Here is a 17,590-nt window from a genome sequence, read left to right on the forward strand (position 1 = left end):
TATATCTACCAGATGGATACTGAACCGATGGTCACCGATACCCAACCCGAGTTAACCCCCGAACAACTGGCTGAAATCGAGCGCAAGTTTGATCCAGAAATGGCCTTCCGCGCGACCGGCAAGCAGTTCGGCTTCTTCATCGCGGCCGTCTTGGTCTGCATGTCGGTCTATCATTTCTATGCGTCTGGATTTGGTTTGATCCGCGAACTCTTGCACCGCGGAATTCACCTCTCCTTTGTCTTGGGTTTGGTGTTTCTTCTTTTTGGCTGGAAACGCGATGACAGCCTAACGCCCCGCACTGGCGGATTGCGCATCCAAGGTGTGCCGGTTCTCGATATCATTTTTTCCATTTTGGCCGTTGGGGCCGCAATTTATCTGCCTCTGCTGCCGCCCGAAGTGGTGGCCGAGCGCGTTGGCAACCCGTCGCAATCCGACGTGCTTATGGGCACGGCGCTTTTGGTGCTGACCTTAGAGGCGACGCGGCGCTCGGTTGGGCCGACTTTGCCGATTATCGGCATTTTGTTTTTGGTATTCGCCTACTTCGGCCCTTGGATGCCGGGTGCGTTGAAGCACGGAGGCGCAAGTTGGTTGGGTATTGTGAACCATCTTTATATGACCAATCAGGGGCTATACGGCGTCGCGATTGGGGTCATGGCGCAATATGTCTTCTTGTTCATTCTGTTTGGCGTTTTGGCCACACGTATCGGGCTTGGCCAATTGTTCATCGATCTCGCGATGGTGATCGCAGGCCGCTACTCTGGTGGCCCTGCTAAGGTGGCGATTTTTTCTTCGGCCTTTATGGGGACGATCTCTGGCTCTTCAATTGCCAATACTGTGACCACAGGGGCGCTGACCATCCCTGCGATGAAGCGTGTTGGCTACCCGCCGCATTTCGCGGCCGCCACCGAAGCCACGGCCTCCACAGGGGGGCAAATTACCCCACCGATCCTAGGGGCTGCGGCCTTTATCATGGTGGAATATCTGGAAATCCCGCTGCGTGATGTCCTCGCGGCGGCTCTTTTTCCGGCTTTGCTGCACTACTTCGGTATTTTCATAATGGTTCATCTGGAGGCCAAGAAACTGGGCCTGCGTGGCCTGCGCGCCGAAGAGTTGCCGAAGGTAGGGCTGGTCTTGAAGGATCACTGGCTGTCGATCATTCCATTGGGCATTCTTGTCTATCTAATCTTGTCGGGTCGAACACCTGACTTTGCCGCAGTTTATGGCATCATTGCCTGTGTGGTTGTCGGCTTCTTGAACCCAACCAACCGGCTGACCATCCCAGATTTGTGGAGTGTTCTGGCGTCAGGGGCGAAGAGCACCCTTGCGGTGGGCGCTGCTGCGGCGACGGTGGGTATCGTGGTGGGCGTGGTTACGCTCACAGGTGTGGGGTTCCGCCTTGGGTATGTCGTGGTGCAAACGGCCACTGACATCGGTGATGTTGTCGGCAGTATTTGGCCCTTGAGCTATTTCTCCGTTGCGCAATGGGCGTTGTTCTTCTCGCTGATTTTGATCGCGTTTGCTTGTATCATCATGGGGGCAGGGATCCCTACGACCGCGACCTACATCATCCTAGTGGCCGTGGCCGCACCGGCCTTGGCGCAACTGCAGGTGGAGCCGATCGTCTCCCACTTCTTCGTGTTCTACTACGGGGTGTTGGCGGATATTACCCCGCCTGTGGCGCTTGCTGCCTATGCGGCGGCGGGGATTGCAGGGTCGAACCCGTTCCAAACGGGCAACACGGCCTTCCGGCTGGGCATCGCCAAGGCACTGGTGCCCTTTGTCTTCGTCTATTCGCCAGCCTTGCTGTTGGTCGCAGACGGGTTCACTTGGTGGGCGTTCACCTACACGCTGGCAGGGGCAATGTTGGGCATTGCTTCGCTGGGGGTCGCCTTCTCTGGGTTCTTGGTTGCGCCGTTGAAGAACTGGGAACGCTGGTACGTCGGCTTGGTGGCATTCTTGTTTATCGCCCCGGGCGTGACGACCATGCTGATTGGGCTGGCAGCCCTTGCGCCGATAGTGGTTTTGCAACTCAGACGTAAGTCGGTTGCGGCCTAAGCCAAGAGGAGGGCGCGGGACTGGTCCTGCGCCCTCTTTTTGTGAAGGAATCAATGCTCACCGTGAGGCAGGGCGTTCCGATGCCAAGGCCAACCCGTCAGTAACCGCAGTGAACACCTCGCTAAAGGAATGCTGCGCGTTCGGGAACTTTGCCTTCATTGCGTCCGAAACCATCGACATTAAGCTAGAGCCGCCGACATAGATCACGCGTTCGACCTTTTCGGCCTCAGTTCCTGCCAGTCGTAGCGTTTCTTCCGCCCCAACTTGCAAGGCCATCGCGTGCGCAGCAAGAGTTTGGGCCAACACGTCAATCGGCAAAGAGGCCGCGAGGCCCCGTTCTATCTGTCCTAAATCGATCATCGAGTGCGCGGCGCCGGAATTGGCCGCGATTTTCCCACGCTCCACTGCGAAGGCCAACTCATGGCCCAATTCATCCTCTAGCACCGTCGCGAGGCGTGCCATTTTTTCCGGCGAATAGGACAGTTTGACCATCTCCTCGACCAAACGCCGGTTCTTGGCAGTGTAAAGAAACGGGATTTTTTCCCAAGTGGCGAGGTCGTTGAAGATCGCATTGGGGACCGGTGTCGCACCGGGACCGATAGTCTTGCGCAATTCAGTGCCCTTGCCCAATAGAGGCATCACGCGGTCGATGTTGATCGAGCGGTCGAAATCGGTGCCCCCGATGCGCACCCCATGATTGGCGAGGATTGTGACACCGCTGTTTCCAGAACGGAACAATGAGAAATCCGATGTCCCCCCGCCGATATCGACAATCAGGCCGATTTCTCCTGAATGCTCCAATGCTCCGCTGGCGATTGCGGCCGCTTCGGGTTCGGGTAAAAACTCCACCCCTTTGAAGCCTGCCGCAAGGTAGCAGGCGCGCAAGTCGGCCTCTGCCTGTGCTTCTCTGGGGTCGCCGGCACCGTGGAACACCACCGGACGCCCCGAAATAGCGTAGTCAAAGACTTGTCCGGACTCTGCTTCTGCGCGGGTTTTGATCTGGTTGAGAAAGCGCGCGATGATGTCGACGAATGTGACGCGTTCATTCAGGATCTGGCGACTTTCATGCATGAGGCTGGAGCCAAGCACGCGTTTTAGCGCGCGCATGAACCGTCCGTCCGCCCCATTTAGCAAAGCTTGGTTCGCAGGCTCTCCGATAAGGGTTTCGCGGGTGTCGAAGTCGAAGAAGAACGTCGTCGGCAAAGTCGTCTGGTTCGGCGCAACCTGCACCAAGCGGGGTTTGCCATCCAACATGTATCCAGCGGCAGAGTTGGAGGTGCCAAAATCTACGCCAAGTGTGCAACCTTGAGATGTCATATCCGATCCTCCAACAACCCTACGGAGGTGCGGTCTTTAGGGTTGGGGGCAGCGGTCGTCAAGCTGCGCCCGCCCAAGGATACGTTCCTTGTGCCGCCCTGTGCGGTATCCGGCATAGGCCACCAATAGCCGCGTAAATTTGCTTTTCATTAACTCGGCGCCTATATTGTTGAAAACAACAAAAAGAATACATTGAGCGGTTCATACATGTTTTTCCATATTCAAAGATTTTGGGATGAATTTTTGTCCCCCATGCTGCAGCGTCCGAAACGCTTGCAAGTGGCGGCCCTGTGCTACCGCGAATGCGATGACGGGCGCGAAGTGCTCTTGGTGACTAGTCGAGATAGCGGTCGCTGGATCCTCCCCAAAGGCTGGCCGATCCGTGGCCTCAGCTCGGCCCAAGCCGCAAAGCAGGAAGCGTGGGAAGAAGCCGGGGTGTCGAAAGGCGCATTGGCCGACACCGCGATTGGCAGCTACACCTACGACAAAACCCTGCGTGGCGGATTACCTGTCCCCGTTGAGACCCATGTTTACCCGCTGGAAGTCACAAACCTCAAAAAGGACTTCCCCGAAGCGCATCAACGCAAACGCAAGTGGGTCAGCACCGCCGACGCCGCTGGTTTAGTGGATGAGTCAGAGCTGAAATCCATTTTGCGCGATTGGTGACATTTTTATCCGATTTGTGGCCTTCGTCACCCAAAGGTTGATTTTTTCCGCCGTTAGGGTGACTACTCACCCCGATAATCTCGGGGGAATGAATCCATGTCTGACCAACCACAAGGTGACCCACGTCACTTAGAAACGCTGGATCGTGATTTAGCGCGATATTCTAACTTAGAAACAGCATCCAGCTATGTGTCGCGACCTTTGATCGGACCAAGCATTGCATTTGTGTTTATCGTTTTGGCCGGTTTGGCCGCTGCGTTGATTTTCGGGCAGGCGAATAACTCGCTCATCGTGATCATTGCGGCCTGTTTTGGTGCTTATATGGCGTTGAACATCGGGGCCAATGACGTCGCGAACAACATGGGGCCTGCGGTTGGCGCAAATGCGCTTTCCATGGGCGGTGCCATTGCAATTGCTGTCGTGTTCGAGAGTGCGGGCGCGTTAATTGCCGGCGGTGATGTGGTGTCGACCATTGCCAAGGGCATCATCGCACCTGAAAGCATGGGCAATGCGCAAACCTTCATGTGGGCGATGCTTGCGGCGCTGCTGTCGGCGGCACTTTGGGTCAATCTGGCCACTTGGGTAGGCGCACCTGTTTCCACCACGCACTCGGTTGTGGGTGGCGTTATGGGGGCGGGGATCGCCTCTGCGGGGCTTGCGGCGGTGAGCTGGTCCACAATGGGCAAAATCGCGGCCAGCTGGGTGATCTCGCCGGTGTTGGGGGGATTGATCGCTGCGGGGTTCTTGTGGTTGATCAAGTCACGCATCATCTATCAAGACGACAAAATCGCAGCCGCACGCAAATGGGTCCCAGTTTTGGTGGGCATCATGGCGGGGGCATTCGCGGCCTATCTGGCATTGAAGGGTCTTAAGAAGATCATCAAGATCGACATTACGACAGCCCTGCTGATCGGTGGTGCATTCGCAGTGGCCACTTGGGCGATCATGATCCCAACGATCCGCAAGCAGTCTGAGGGGCTGGAGAACCGCAACAAGTCGCTAAAGGTATTGTTTGGTATTCCGCTGGTTGTATCTGCGGCCCTGCTAAGCTTTGCCCATGGCGCCAATGACGTGGCCAATGCCGTTGGCCCCTTGGCCGCGATCGTTCAGGCGTCGCAGTCGGGTGACTTCACCGCGGCCATCAACATTCCAATCTGGGTGATGATCATCGGGGCGTTTGGGATTTCCTTCGGCTTGTTCCTGTTTGGGCCAAAGCTGATCCGCATGGTCGGTAGCCAGATCACCAAGCTGAACCCGATGCGGGCGTATTGTGTGGCGCTATCGGCGGCGATTACCGTGATCGTTGCAAGCTGGTTGGGCCTTCCGGTGAGCTCCACTCACATCGCGGTTGGCGGCGTCTTTGGGGTTGGGTTCTTTCGCGAATGGGACGCCGAGCGTCGCATCAAGAAAGCCCGTCTTGCGATGCCAGATCGCCCGAAGATGGCCAAGGAAGAGCGTCGCCGCCGTAAGTTGGTGCGCCGGTCTCACTTTATGACAATCATCGCGGCATGGATCATCACCGTTCCTGCGGCCGCGATTTTGTCGGGAATAATCTTTTTGGGTATCCATACAATTCTGGGCTAACGCCCTGCCAGACAAGGACATTGGGCGCGCGGCAGAAGCCTCGCGCCCTTTTTAGTGTCTAGCGATCAGTTGCGTTGATCACGCCACTGACAAGGTTTTCGCTCAACAGGCGTTCCGTCAGGCTTGTGCGCGGAAGGGATAACTCGTCCATATAGTCGCGCCGACGCGTGGCCTCCGCGCGGGTCAATTGAATGGCTTGCTCTGGGGTGACGGCCACGAATTTCACGCGATCCGAAGCGCGCATTTGGCAAAGGCGGTCCAAATCACACGACACCACAGTGGCAACTTTGGGATAGCCCCCCATGGTTTGGTGATCGGATAGCAAGATCGTCGGAGCCCCGTCACCGGACACTTGGACAGAGCCCCGCACAATGGGTTCCGACGGTATGGAAAGCGCCTCGGACAGTTCTAATATCGGGCCATCAAGGCGCAGGCCCATGCGGTCGAACTTATCGGTTAGCCGATAGGCCGTGTTTAGGAATGTCTCGATGGAGGCCTGCGGAAAATGCTGGTCTTGCGGCCCTACGACGACATGAACAGTCCCATCGGGATGTGCAAACGCGGGGCAGGGCAGATCACCCACCCGATCCGCAAGCACCTTTGCGTCCGTGATTTCAAGGGTCTGGCCGGACTGCAATAGCCCGCCGCCAAACTTGGTCATTGAATGCGTCGCTGTCGACCCCAGCCAATCTTGCGACGACAGGTTTCCGGCGAATGCGACATAGCACCAACTGCCCCAGCTGCCGCCGCGAATGGTGAGCTTTTGCCCTTCGTGAAGCGTGTGCACGCCCCAAGAGGCGGACGCCTTGCCGCCGCAGTTCACCGAGAACGCGCCACCTGCTATGGCGAAGGTAACAGCGCCTTCGCGGCACTCCAGCACTAGCCCGCCTAACGAGACCTCAATGGCTGTCGCGTCTTCTGGATACCCAAGGGCCGCATTGGCAATTGCATGCGCCGCGCGGTCCATCGGGCCGGAGGGCGACACCCCGTAGCGCAATTGGCGAAATCGACCTGCGTCTTGCACAGAGACCAAAGGGCCGGCGTGGGTCACACGAAGATGGGCGCTACTCATAGGGACTCGCGGCGGATGCGGTTAAAGGAAACACTATCCCCAACCTTGAACAAAAACGGCTGCTCGGGGTCTCCGGTGATGATCTTGGCCGAGGTGGCCCCAATGATCGACCACCCCGTTGGCATGATTAAGGTTGTGCATAAGCATTGGGGCCCTGCGATCATCACCCGACCTGCCGGAATGTCGCGCACTGGGGCCGTTTTGCGAGGAACTTGAATGGCTTCGGGAACGCCCGCCAGATAGGCATAACCTGGTGCAAAGCCGTACATTCCAACGCGGTATTGCGCCGCGCAATGCGCCGAGATGACCGCCTCCGTCGACAGGCCACTCGCCTTGGCGACAGCAGCCAAATCGGGGGCGAGTTCGCTATCGTAGCAAACATCAAGAACGTGATGACGAGAGGCGCTTTGCCCAGCTGATTTGATCGGAAGTAGGGCGCGGATTCTTGCCTCAACCTGTGCGTGATCCGTCGTAAGCGGGTCAAAAATCACCAAAAGATTGACCAAGGCAGGGACGACTTCTTGCAAGCCGTCGATCCGCGCCTCAATGATTGCCTTGTCCAAGGCAAGGACGGTGTGATTTGCCTCTTCGCTGATCTCGGTAGACACTTCAACCAAAAGGGAGTGATCCGCCACCGGTTTAAAACAAGGTTGCATCACGGGTCGCAAAAACCGGTGATCGAAACCCCTGCCGCCGAAAGTTTCTGGTGAATCATGCGGGCCATAGCTACGGCACCGTCGCTGTCTCCGTGAACGCAAATGGAATGCGCATCAAGCGGGATCGGGTCCCCGTCGATGACAGGCATGAGCCCCGTTTCTAGAAACTTTAGCAGCCGGTCCGAGGCCTCGTCAGGATCGTGGATCATCGCCCCGTCTTGCCCGCGGGGAACCAATTGGCCGCTAGACAGATAACCGCGATCCGCAAAGATTTCGGAAAACACCGGCAAGCCTGCGTCCCGCGCGGATTGCTCCAGTTGCATGCCAGAGATGGCAAGGACCTTTAACGCGGGATCAACGGTCGCGACCGCCGAGATGATCGCATCTGCGACGTCTCGGTCGACGGAGGCGAGATTGGCCAAGGCGCCATGTGGCTTCACATAGCTCACCTGAGTGCCCGCCATTTTGGACAAAGCCTGAAGCGCGCCGATCTGGGCTGCGACCATGCGGCCAACGTCCTGCGTGGGCATGGGGATGACCCTGCGCCCAAAGCCTTCGCGGTCGTTATATCCCGGATGCGCGCCAATTGTGACGCCGTTCTCATGAGCGAGCTGAAGCGTTTTAAACATGGTTTCAGGGTCGCTGGCATGACCGCCACAAGCGATATTCGCGCTGGAGACAATTGACAGCATTGTTGCGTCATCTCCCATGGACCAAGGCCCAAAGCTTTCCCCTAGGTCGGAGTTCAAATCTATTCGGCGTGTCATAAAACTACCCTTGAGTGCTATCATCCGCGCGCCCAAGATCGGCAAGCATGGCGTCGCGCATGACGAATTTTTGCGGCTTTCCGGTTACCGTCATTGGCAACTCATCCTTAAAGCGAACATGCAGCGGAAGCTTGTAATGTGCAATCTGACCTTTGCAAAAACTGCGAATGTCTTCGTCGGTCAGGCTGCGGCCCTCGTTCAACACCAGCCACGCGCATACAACCTCCCCGTAAGTGGTGTCAGGGATGCCGAAGACCTGCGCCTGCGCCACATCTGGGTGGGTGAACAAGAACTCCTCGATTTCGCGCGGATAGATGTTTTCCCCCCCGCGGCAAATCATGTCCTTTACCCGTCCGGTTATCTTTACGTAGCCCTCATTGTCCATGGTGGCCAAGTCACCGGTGTGCATCCAGCCATCACGGATGGCCTCGGAGGTTTGTGCGTCTTCGCCCCAATACCCCTGCATGACGGAATACCCGCGGGTTAGAAGCTCGCCCTGCGTGCCCACAGGGACCGTCGCGCCATCTTCGGCCACGATCTTCACTTCAACATGCGGGTGAATGCGCCCCACGGTGCCGACCCGTTTGTCCAAGGGATCATCAAGGCCCGATTGGAAGGACACAGGCGAGGTTTCGGTCATGCCATAGGCGATGGTCACGCCCTTCATGTTCATGTCGCGTTGGACCTGAACCATGACTTCTCGCGGGCAGGGGGCGCCCGCCATTATGCCTGTGCGCAGATGAGACAAATCGAAGCTGTCAAACTCGGGCACCGCCAGTTCGGTGATGAACATGGTCGGAACCCCGTAGAGGGCGGTACATTTTTCGTCATGGACCGCTTGCAATGTATCAAGCGGCTCAAATCCCTCGCCTGCAACCACCATCGTCGCCCCATGCGCGACGCAACCCAATGTCCCCATGACCATGCCGAAGCAGTGGTAGAAGGGGACGGGGATGCAAAGGCGATCGGCCTGCGAAAACCCCATGGTCGCGGTGGTGAAATAGGCGTTGTTGACGATATTGCGATGCGTGAGGCAGGTGCCTTTCGGGTGACCTGTGGTGCCGGAGGTATATTGGATGTTTATGACATCATCCGGTTGCAAGGTCGCCGTGATGGCATCCAAGGGGCCAGTGTCATCCGAGAAAATGCCGTCAAAGGACAAAAAGCCCTCGGGCGCGTCGCCCATGGCGATGAGGTGGCGCAAGGGGGCAGGCTTGGGGTCCAAGGCGCGGATCATCGCGACGTAATCCGAGGACTTGAACTTTTGGGCGGTGACCAAGGCAGTGCACCCGACTTTGTCCAAGGCGTAGGCCAGTTCCGATTGGCGATAGGCGGGGTTGATGCAAACCAAAACAGCCCCGATCCGAGCGGTGGCAAACTGCGTCAGAACCCATTCAACGCGGTTGGGAGACCAAATCCCGACGCGGTCCCCTTTGGTAATGCCAAGCTTGAGAAAACCAGCCGCAAGCCGGTCAACCTGCTTGGCAAACTCCGCATAGGTCCACCGGATGTTTTGCTTGGTGAAAACGCAGGCTTCGTGATCTGGCAGTCGCTGTGCCGTTTGATCCAGTAAAGCTGGGATCGTCAGGTCTAGAAGGGGCGTATCTGTTGCCCCTTGAACGTGCGAAAATCCGTCGGCGGGGCGTCTGTTGTTCATGGTGATGTTCTCCCTAAGCGCGAACTTACTCGCTGGAAAAACCGTCGCCAAGGGGCTATTTCGCGTCGTCCAGCCAGATCGTAACGGGGCCGTCATTCGTCAGGTTGACCGCCATATCGGCTCCGAACTCGCCGGTTTCGACGGGAACGCCAAGATCGGCCAAATCCGCGGCGAATTTTTCATATAATGCACGGCCTTCTTCAGGTCTTGCAGCGGTCGAGAAGCCAGGCCTGTTGCCGCTGCGGGTGTCCGCCGCCAAGGTGAACTGGCTGACCACCAGCGCCGCGCCGCCAATATCCACAAGCGAGCGGTTCATCCTTCCAGCGTCATCCTTGAATATCCGCAGCTTCGAAATCTTCGACGCCATTTTCGCCGTTTGCTCTGGCGTGTCGCCGGCCATGGCGCAAACGAGTATGAGCAAGCCCGCGTCGCATTTTCCAATTTGCGCTCCATCCACCGAAACCGAGGCTTGGGACACCCTTTGAACAAGCGTCCTCATACCTCATGCGCCCATGGCGGGTTGGCCCCCGCGCGTGACACGGTGATTGCAGCGCATGTGCTGCCCATGACCAATGCGTCGCGCAAAACATCTGCGGGCAAAGTCCCGAGGGTGGATTTACGCAAGGCTTCCGCCCGTTGCAGGCCAGCAAGAAAACCCGCGTTGAACGTATCGCCCGCCCCAACCGTGTCGACCACTTCGACAGTGCGTGCGGGAACATGGACACGGTGTTGGGCTGTGTACCCGATGGAGCCGTCTGCGCCTTGGGTGATCAGCACAACCTTGGTGCCGCGTGCGATAATATCCTGCGCAAGACGTTCCAAGTCACCTTCGCCCTCCAGCCAGTGCAGGTCTTCGTCGCTTAGCTTTACCACATCTGCCATGGACATCATGGATTTGATCCGCGTGACGTATGTGTCGCGGTCGGTGATAAAGGAAGGCCGGATATTCGGGTCAATCATGGTGACGCGCGCAGAAGCCTCGCGGGTCATCAAAGCTTCATAGGCAGTGCCGCAAGGCTCTCCGGCCAAGGAAATACCGCCAAAGAACAATGCTGAAACGGTGTCGGGCAAACTTGGCAAATCGTCGGTCGTCATGACTTGCAAGGCGCTGTTCTCATCGTAGAACGTGTAGGTGGCATGGCCATCGTTCAAACGCACAAAGGCCAATGTGGTGGGGTGCGAGGACCGAAAGGCCAGATCGGATGACACACCTGCCTCGACCAGCTTGCGGTCCAGCATTTCCCCAAACAAGTCAGTGGACAGGCCGCAGAAAAAACCAGGAGCCGCGCTCAGGCGGCCCAAGGCGATGGCGGTGTTAAACACCGCGCCACCGGCATAGGGTGCGAAGGCCTGTTCGCCCTCTTGGGAGGTGCGGGGCAACATGTCGATAAGCGCTTCACCGCAACATAAGATCATCATTGCCCCCTTTTTTCTATTGGTTTAGCGCCATTGCATAGCCAACTGCCAAGGCGATGATCAAGCCAATGATAACTGCAACCGCGATTTTGAAGGAAGAGTATGGGCGTTCGCCCTTAACTGTACCAGTTTGCCCGTTCACCACAAAGCGGTAGGTCTTGCCGCGGTATTTGTAGGCGGCCATCCAGACCGGCAGCAAAATATGCTTGAAGGTGACATCCTTTACGGTGGTGTTGGCAGAGGTAATGCGCTGTTTGTCGCCGCCAATGTCAAAACGAATGTCGCGGGTGATCATCGCGTCCATTTTGGCGCGGGCCTCTACAAAGCCCTGTTCCAGACCAATTGTGTAGCCTTCTGCGCGAAACCCCGCGAGATATTCGGGCGTATAGGGGGCCAGTTGCGACAGGGTCCAAGGGGCAAGCGCGTCGGTGTAACTTTTCGGCAGCGACGTTGACCCAAGGACCAGCACATCGTCGAAAAACCGCGCCACACGCCCACCAACCGCCGACCAATGGGTTTTGGCAACGCGTTGTTGGTGACGCTTGCCGTCACGCATCACGGTGCGGGTTTCATAGTAAATTTTGCCACGCTGGCCTGTGTAGCTGGTCTTTGTGTCGGCGTCATAGGTCCAAAACGGAACATAAATGCCCTCAAGTTTCCGGCCCTTCTTGGCGTATTCTTGCAATCCGTTCGGTGCAAACCAGCGCTTGCCCAACCAATCTACCATCGCCTTTTGCGCGTCGCGTTCGGCCACTTCAAAGGGCAATACGGCGCGCGGTTTTATGTGGCGGTGCGTGCCTGTGTCAGTGACAACAGGCGTGGCGCAGAACGGGCATTCGGCGGAGTGGCTGACCGGATCGAACTCCACTTGCGCACCGCAGTTGGGGCATTGTGAGACGCGGGTCTCTTCCATGTCCTGTTCGCGCAAATCCCCCTTCACAGCAGTGTTGAAGTCCAATTCGTTGATGGTGCTATGCACCGCTTCCAACATCGGCTCCACATTGCCGCAGTGATCGCATTTCAACGCGTTATCGGCTGGGTCGAACCGCAGGTCAGAGCCACAGGTATCGCAAGGAAAGCGGTGCTCGGAGTCGGGACCGGTTTTGTCGAGGGGGTTGTCGTTCATTGCGTGGGTATTTCCGCGTGGTCGCGTTGCAGGGTGTTGAAAAGGCGGGAGTTAGCCCCCCGCCCAAGTTACGTTACGCCATCGGGGGCGGCGGTGGCAGAATGGTGAACAACTGCGCCAGCTCGCGCACGTCGTCTGCTGTTTTCCAGCCGTCTTGGCCTGCGGTCCAAACCATTGTTTCGCGGGTCAATGTGCCCTCGGATGCCATGCGCCCCATCGCGGCCTTGGAGAAGGGGCCCTTCGTCTCGCCAGCTTCGGCAATGTGCCAAACATGCTCCACCGGAGGCGGCGGTGGAGGAGGGGCTGCAGGTGCCGCGGCAGGTTGCGGCGCTTGGCCCCAAGGGCCCGCGGCCCCCATCTGTCCGGCCATTGCCATGCCCAGACCTGCTCCGATCCCTGCACCCATGCCCCCGCCAGCAGCACCGGAATTGGAGGCGGCAGCGGTCATCGCTTCGGCGGCAGAATATTGGGTGAATTTGCCCAAATCACCCGCGATCCCCACAGAGGTGCGCTTGTCCAACGCGGCCTCAACAGCGGGGGGCAGGGATATGTTTTCAATGTAGAATTCCGGTATCGTCAGGCCATAATTCGCGACAATCGGGGAAATGGCGGTGGCGATCAACTTGCCCAAGTCGCCGGTGTTTGCAGCCATATCCAGCGCCGGAATGCCCGACGAGGCAATGGCTCGGGTGAACTCTTGCACGATGATGTTTCGGATTTGGTAGCTGATCTCGTCCATGGTGAATTCGCCATCCGTGCCGACGATTTCGCGCAAGAACAAGGCCGGATCGGTGACGCGCACCGAATAGGTGCCGAACGCCCGAATGCGCAGCGGGCCAAACTCTGGGTCACGCAGCATGATGGGGTTCTTGGTGCCCCATTTCAGGTCGTTGAACCGCGTGGTGTTGACGAAGTAGATTTCCGATTTGAAGGGCGATTTGAAACCGTGATCCCAATGGTTCAGGGTCGTCATAATCGGCATGTTGTTCGTCTCAAGCATGTACAGGCCCGGCGTGAACACATCCGCCAATTGACCTTCATGCACGAACACAGCGGACTGCCCTTCGCGGACCGTCAGTTTGGCGCCGTATTTGATTTCATGGCCTTCACGCTCGAAGCGGGAAACCATGGTGTCGCGGGTGTCATCCGTCCAATGGATGACGTCGATGAACTCGCCGGTTAGAAAATCAAAAATACCCATGTGGTCCTCACTGAATGGTGTTCGGGTTAACTTTCGCCGCCCAGCAATTCCGCTGCAATCACTTCAATGATCGGGCGGGCTTGGGCAGGAGTTGAGCCGAGCGGCAGGCGCTCGTCATACAAGATTTGCAAGAGAAGCTCGTCGTGGCGTGTCAGCAGCGCGAATTCGTCGTCGTCATTAAAGATCGAAGGACGAGCGGCGGGGCTATCGTTGCTGAGACCAAGACCTTGCGCGATCTCTTCATGGTAGCAGCTTTTGCGAAGAAGATCGGGGTGCTCCGCGCGCACAATAGCGACTGCCGAATGGAAACTGTCAGGGGTATCGGCGTCCGAGAATGCGTAAACGGTGCAATATATGGGCCTTGCCATGGTGGTGATCTGCGAGGCCAAACTCGCGTCCAATCCGGGGATCAGTTTCATCAACTCTGGGCCGAAGCTTTCTATTTCGTCAACCGACAGTACTGCTACGTGAAAGTTGCCCGCCCCACGGGTCAGCCCAACCGGAGCTTTGGCAACCCGAGAAAGCCGCTGCGCATACCCCGCGACTGTCTTTTTGTCTTGAGAACGGATGGCTGCGGAAACCGAAGGGCCAAATTGCATAGAGATGTTGACGGGTTTTTCCCATCGTTGTACGCGGCCCTCGGAGGGCGCGTTGGTGAATACGCCATTGACTAAGGTGAATTCGTTGAAAACTCCGATCCGAACGAAGTTGTCCACCAATTGCCGCTTGGAGTAGGGCGTGTCGATCCCGCCGCCGTCCGTCCGCAAAAGCCCTTGCGTCAGCAAACTACGCTGAACTTGGGCGTAGTAAGCGGATAGCTCCGTTGAGCGCGCCGATGGCGTCACAATTTTCGGTGTAGGGGGCGGCGGTGCTGGAACCACGCGTTGCGCGGGGCGGGGGCTGGTCAAAGGCTCGTCGCAGGCCGACAGCGTTACCGCCATCAGCCCAGCAAGAGCAATATGAAGCGCCCCTCGCATCACTCAACCAGCAGAGGAGCCGATATTGTGACCTGAAGCAGAGCCGCGCGCAGTGGCGGAGGCAAGCGTATCGCGCAGCTCGCCTTCCATGGCTTTAAGCTCAACCTCAGCTTCAGCACGCTTGCGCTTGCCCTCATCAGCGATGGCCAAGCTTTCTTCGATGGTGCCGATAAGATCCGCGTTGGCTTGCTTGACGGCTTCGATGTCGAAAACACCGCGCTCCATTTCTTCGCGAACAGCTTTGTTGGCCGTGCGCAGGTTTTCAGCATTGGCCGTCAGAAGCTCGTTGGTCAGGTCATTCGCGTCGCGTACAGCAGCCGCTGCTTCGGAAGAGCGCTGGATCGTCAGCGCTTGTGCCAGTTGGGTTTCCCACAAAGGTACGGTGTTCACGAGGGTCGAGTTGATCTTGGTGACCAAGGATTTGTCGTTTTCCTGCACCAAACGAATGGAGGGCAGGGACTGCATGGTCACCTGACGCGTCAACTTCAGATCATGCACGCGGCGCTCCAGATCATCGCGGGCAGCGCGCATGTCGCGCAGTTCTTGGGCGACCATGACTTGCGCATTCTCGTCGGCGGCTCTGACTTCGGCCTCTTTCGCAGGGATATCGTTGGCATCAAGTTCAGCGATCTTTTCCTCACCTGCGGTGATATAGAGCGCCAGTTCGTCGTAGAAATCCAGCGTCCGGTCATACAAGACGTCCAACGACTTAATGTCCTTCAACAGGGTATGTTCATGCGACAGCAGGTTGTCGGTGATCATGTCAATCTGGCCTTGGACGCCTTCATAGCGTGCCATGAATTTCGCAGCAGGCGCTGCGCGGCCCAGCAGTTTCTCCCACCACGACCGCTCGCGGCGCATATCCATTTCGGAAATTGAGAACCCACGAATGGTGGTCACGATATCGCGCAAGCTACCGCCTGCGGGGCCCACGTCCTTGTTCTTCACGTCGGCCAGCATCGATTGGCTGATCTCTTGCAGGCCGGCTTGCGCGCCAGAGCCGAAAGACACGATCGAATTGGTGTCGCTCATGTCGATCTCGTCCATGCGGCGTCGAATTTCGGCGGCCACAGGCGCATCGGCTTCGGCCAGCACAACCAACTCGGTTGAAGGCTCCTTTAAGACAACCGCTGCTAATTCTTCCAACGCTTGCGTGGATTCTTGGGCTTTCTGGCGGACTGTATCGGACATGGTTATTCCCCTTCGTTCAGGCGGATGCCTTCGCGCTGCAAACGGTCGCGCAGCACATCAATTTCAATATCTAGATCGGTGCGGTTATCGGACAGAAGTGCCTGATTTTTCGCGGTGAAATTTGCCTCCAGATCGTCAAGAAGCGAGGTGTAATCAGCCTTGGCCGAGGGATCCCGACCTTGGGCATAAAGTTTGGAAAACTTGATTGTCGCGTCCTTGGCCCCCAGCAAGTAGACGCCCAGATAGCGGCGCGCGCTGGTCAGGTCACGCGGATCATTCTCCACCGTGCGAAAGAAGCTGCGCGCGGTGGCTTGGAATTGCTCGACACGGGTGGTCACGTCTCGGTCGCTTGTGGTGGCGATGGCGTCGGACATGGCCCTCAGATGGCGCTCTGCTTCGTCGACGGCGCGGGCGACACGGTCTGCTTGGAAGGTGTCGACGCCCTCCACAGATTTGTCGCGCATCGGGTCAAGGCCAAAGGCGATAAGATGCAGCACGCTGGCGATGACGCCATAGAGAACCCCGTCCATCACACTTGTGTCGAAGGTGGCGGTCGCCACGCCCAAGCCAAGGGCGATGGCGCCGAAAATTTTGCGCGGTATCGCAGGACGGCGTGCGACCGTGCGTGCTTCATAGGCGTTTTGCGCGTCGATGCCTTCTCTGGTCAGCCATGCGCCTAGGGCGATGAACGCAAAGGCACCAAGGGCCACGGCCATATCGGTCGCGCCGTCGCCAATAGATGCAAACAACAAAGGGGCCCCTGCAAGAAACAGAAAGTTTGCGCGGGTACGCCCGATAGCTGGCTTCTTACCGGCAAAACGGGGGGCTTTGGGCTTGTTTAAGGGCGCGCGGCCGTTGCCTTCTGGGCTGAACTGCCCACCATATTTTTGGGCCATCAGAGTATGCCCGCACTTGCCATGGCAACCAGCACCAAGAGCAGCACATAAGAGATCTTTTGAAATGCGTTGGCAGACATACCACCCCCGATGGTCGTTTTGAAGTATCTTGCACGGCGAACATAGGCATTCGCCGTGCAACTTACCAGAAGTCAGTGGTTTCCGGTTTGTGTGCTGTTGCGCTCGGCCGCCAGTTTCTTGGCATAGCCGGACTGGATGAACTCCACCGCAAAGAGAACCACGACAGAGAAGTAGAATGTTGATTTCGACATCGGGATCACCGGATAGTCAAAGATCTTCAATGCCAGCGTTTCGTCATGCATCGCGTGAGACGCAGCAACGCCGGCTTCCCCAAGCAATACAACCCCAACTATAAGCAAGATGAACAGCCCCAGAACCTCATACATGCGGTTCTTTTGCAAAAACTCGGTCACCCCGTCTGCAAGCACCAGCATCGCAAGTCCCGACAGCAGGATCGCTGCGGCCAAAACGGGGAACACGTCGGTGATCGCAATGGCAGACAGCACGGAGTCGAAACTAAAGATAAGGTTCATGAAAACGATAAGTGCGACCACCTTTGCCGCGGATTTACCCGATTTGCCTTCGACGTCGTGATCCAGATGCTCCACCGACAACATGTGGCTGATTTCTTTCACCGCCGTATACATGATGAAGATGCCGCCAAAGACAAACACGCAGGTGGCAAAGTTGACACCGCCCGTCAGCACGCCTTCCCAATTGAAGATGTAGAATGGCTCGGTCAGGGAACCCAACAGCTCCACCATCAAGAACAACAAGATGACGCGCAGGGCGACGGCGATGATGATGCCCCAAAAGCGCACGGCCTTTTGTTGCGCAACCGGTGCGCGTTGGCTTTCGATGGAGATGTAGAGCAGGTTGTCGAAGCCTAGCACCGCTTGCAAAAAGCAAAGCATGAGCAGGTTGCCGATGTTTTCGGCGGTAATAAGATCGGCCATTGGGAGCCTCCGTTAATTCGCGTTACCAATAG

Annotated in this window: 16 protein-coding genes; 3 read left to right on the forward strand and 13 right to left on the reverse strand. The window is 57.4% G+C overall.

The window, feature by feature from the left end; genetic code table 11:
• Positions 1-27 precede the first annotated feature (27 nt).
• Entirely contained in the window at positions 28-2,055 is a 2,028-nt protein-coding gene (locus Q0746_RS13950; protein WP_298261327.1) for a TRAP transporter fused permease subunit, read from the forward strand.
• A gap of 57 nt (positions 2,056-2,112) precedes the next feature.
• On the opposite strand, the gene Q0746_RS13955 is transcribed toward Q0746_RS13950, so the two are convergent.
• A complete protein-coding gene (locus tag Q0746_RS13955; RefSeq protein WP_298261329.1) occupies positions 2,113-3,372 on the reverse strand; it encodes an Hsp70 family protein in 1,260 nt (419 codons plus the stop codon).
• A gap of 252 nt (positions 3,373-3,624) precedes the next feature.
• Here Q0746_RS13955 and Q0746_RS13960 point away from each other — a divergent pair, with 252 nt between their 5' ends.
• Both Q0746_RS13960 and Q0746_RS13965 read left to right on the forward strand, forming a co-directional pair.
• Positions 3,625-4,038 carry an NUDIX hydrolase gene (locus Q0746_RS13960; protein ID WP_298262141.1) on the forward strand — a complete coding sequence of 138 codons (414 nt, stop codon included), beginning with the start codon at positions 3,625-3,627 and terminating at the stop codon, positions 4,036-4,038.
• 96 nt (positions 4,039-4,134) lie between these two features.
• Positions 4,135-5,622: an inorganic phosphate transporter gene (locus Q0746_RS13965; protein ID WP_298261331.1), complete on the forward strand. Its 1,488-nt coding sequence runs from the start codon at positions 4,135-4,137 to the stop codon at positions 5,620-5,622.
• 58 nt (positions 5,623-5,680) lie between these two features.
• Here the strand turns inward: Q0746_RS13965 and Q0746_RS13970 are convergent, their stop codons facing one another.
• The 12 genes from Q0746_RS13970 to Q0746_RS14025 form a co-directional block, all read right to left on the reverse strand.
• Complete coding sequence (locus Q0746_RS13970) at positions 5,681-6,694, reverse strand: biotin-dependent carboxyltransferase family protein (RefSeq protein WP_298261333.1); 1,014 nt, start codon at positions 6,692-6,694, stop codon at positions 5,681-5,683.
• Positions 6,691-7,350, reverse strand: coding sequence for an allophanate hydrolase subunit 1 (locus Q0746_RS13975; RefSeq protein ID WP_298261335.1), 660 nt, complete (start codon positions 7,348-7,350; stop codon positions 6,691-6,693). Before Q0746_RS13975 ends, Q0746_RS13970 begins: the two co-directional genes overlap by 4 nt.
• Positions 7,350-8,117, reverse strand: a complete 768-nt coding sequence (locus Q0746_RS13980) for a 5-oxoprolinase subunit PxpA (protein WP_298261337.1) — start codon at positions 8,115-8,117, stop codon at positions 7,350-7,352. The genes Q0746_RS13975 and Q0746_RS13980 overlap by 1 nt, the downstream gene beginning before the upstream one ends.
• A gap of 4 nt (positions 8,118-8,121) precedes the next feature.
• Positions 8,122-9,774, reverse strand: coding sequence for an AMP-binding protein (locus Q0746_RS13985; protein WP_298261339.1), 1,653 nt, complete (start codon positions 9,772-9,774; stop codon positions 8,122-8,124).
• Positions 9,775-9,829: 55 nt separating this feature from the next.
• Positions 9,830-10,273, reverse strand: a complete 444-nt coding sequence (dtd, locus tag Q0746_RS13990) for a D-aminoacyl-tRNA deacylase (protein ID WP_298261341.1) — start codon at positions 10,271-10,273, stop codon at positions 9,830-9,832.
• On the reverse strand, positions 10,270-11,190 hold the full coding sequence (locus Q0746_RS13995; RefSeq protein ID WP_298262142.1) for a carbohydrate kinase: 921 nt from the start codon (positions 11,188-11,190) through the stop codon (positions 10,270-10,272). Before Q0746_RS13995 ends, dtd begins: the two co-directional genes overlap by 4 nt.
• Before the next feature lie 16 nt (positions 11,191-11,206).
• Positions 11,207-12,316, reverse strand: a complete 1,110-nt coding sequence (locus Q0746_RS14000) for a TFIIB-type zinc finger domain-containing protein (protein WP_298261344.1) — start codon at positions 12,314-12,316, stop codon at positions 11,207-11,209.
• A 73-nt stretch (positions 12,317-12,389) separates the two neighbouring features.
• The gene (locus tag Q0746_RS14005; protein WP_298261346.1) at positions 12,390-13,517 is read right to left on the reverse strand and encodes an SPFH domain-containing protein; all 1,128 of its coding nucleotides are present in this window, start codon (positions 13,515-13,517) and stop codon (positions 12,390-12,392) included.
• Between the two features lie 26 nt (positions 13,518-13,543).
• Complete coding sequence (locus Q0746_RS14010) at positions 13,544-14,494, reverse strand: DUF2927 domain-containing protein (RefSeq protein ID WP_298261348.1); 951 nt, start codon at positions 14,492-14,494, stop codon at positions 13,544-13,546.
• Positions 14,495-14,497: 3 nt separating this feature from the next.
• Positions 14,498-15,685, reverse strand: coding sequence for a toxic anion resistance protein (locus Q0746_RS14015; protein ID WP_298261350.1), 1,188 nt, complete (start codon positions 15,683-15,685; stop codon positions 14,498-14,500).
• A gap of 2 nt (positions 15,686-15,687) precedes the next feature.
• Positions 15,688-16,581, reverse strand: coding sequence for a 5-bromo-4-chloroindolyl phosphate hydrolysis family protein (locus tag Q0746_RS14020; protein ID WP_298261352.1), 894 nt, complete (start codon positions 16,579-16,581; stop codon positions 15,688-15,690).
• A 152-nt stretch (positions 16,582-16,733) separates the two neighbouring features.
• Positions 16,734-17,558: a TerC family protein gene (locus Q0746_RS14025; protein ID WP_298261354.1), complete on the reverse strand. Its 825-nt coding sequence runs from the start codon at positions 17,556-17,558 to the stop codon at positions 16,734-16,736.
• Positions 17,559-17,590 lie beyond the last annotated feature (32 nt).

Origin of the sequence: uncultured Litoreibacter sp. (assembly GCF_947487515.1) — a bacterium.
Lineage (GTDB): Bacteria > Pseudomonadota > Alphaproteobacteria > Rhodobacterales > Rhodobacteraceae > Litoreibacter.

What these genes read in the sequence shown, in the direction of transcription:
- Q0746_RS13985 (WP_298261339.1), bottom strand. Translation starts at nt 9,774, where the DNA reads ATGAACAACAGACGCCCCGCCGACGGATTTTCGCACGTTCAAGGGGCA.
- Q0746_RS14000 (WP_298261344.1), bottom strand. Translation starts at nt 12,316, where the DNA reads ATGAACGACAACCCCCTCGACAAAACCGGTCCCGACTCCGAGCACCGC.
- Q0746_RS14005 (WP_298261346.1), bottom strand. Translation starts at nt 13,517, where the DNA reads ATGGGTATTTTTGATTTTCTAACCGGCGAGTTCATCGACGTCATCCAT.
- Q0746_RS13950 (WP_298261327.1), top strand. Translation starts at nt 28, where the DNA reads ATGGTCACCGATACCCAACCCGAGTTAACCCCCGAACAACTGGCTGAA.
- Q0746_RS13980 (WP_298261337.1), bottom strand. Translation starts at nt 8,117, where the DNA reads ATGACACGCCGAATAGATTTGAACTCCGACCTAGGGGAAAGCTTTGGG.
- Q0746_RS13960 (WP_298262141.1), top strand. Translation starts at nt 3,625, where the DNA reads ATGCTGCAGCGTCCGAAACGCTTGCAAGTGGCGGCCCTGTGCTACCGC.
- Q0746_RS13965 (WP_298261331.1), top strand. Translation starts at nt 4,135, where the DNA reads ATGTCTGACCAACCACAAGGTGACCCACGTCACTTAGAAACGCTGGAT.
- Q0746_RS13975 (WP_298261335.1), bottom strand. Translation starts at nt 7,350, where the DNA reads ATGCAACCTTGTTTTAAACCGGTGGCGGATCACTCCCTTTTGGTTGAA.
- Q0746_RS13995 (WP_298262142.1), bottom strand. Translation starts at nt 11,190, where the DNA reads ATGATCTTATGTTGCGGTGAAGCGCTTATCGACATGTTGCCCCGCACC.
- Q0746_RS14025 (WP_298261354.1), bottom strand. Translation starts at nt 17,558, where the DNA reads ATGGCCGATCTTATTACCGCCGAAAACATCGGCAACCTGCTCATGCTT.
- Q0746_RS14015 (WP_298261350.1), bottom strand. Translation starts at nt 15,685, where the DNA reads ATGTCCGATACAGTCCGCCAGAAAGCCCAAGAATCCACGCAAGCGTTG.
- Q0746_RS14010 (WP_298261348.1), bottom strand. Translation starts at nt 14,494, where the DNA reads ATGCGAGGGGCGCTTCATATTGCTCTTGCTGGGCTGATGGCGGTAACG.
- Q0746_RS14020 (WP_298261352.1), bottom strand. Translation starts at nt 16,581, where the DNA reads ATGGCCCAAAAATATGGTGGGCAGTTCAGCCCAGAAGGCAACGGCCGC.
- Q0746_RS13970 (WP_298261333.1), bottom strand. Translation starts at nt 6,694, where the DNA reads ATGAGTAGCGCCCATCTTCGTGTGACCCACGCCGGCCCTTTGGTCTCT.
- dtd (WP_298261341.1), bottom strand. Translation starts at nt 10,273, where the DNA reads ATGAGGACGCTTGTTCAAAGGGTGTCCCAAGCCTCGGTTTCGGTGGAT.
- Q0746_RS13955 (WP_298261329.1), bottom strand. Translation starts at nt 3,372, where the DNA reads ATGACATCTCAAGGTTGCACACTTGGCGTAGATTTTGGCACCTCCAAC.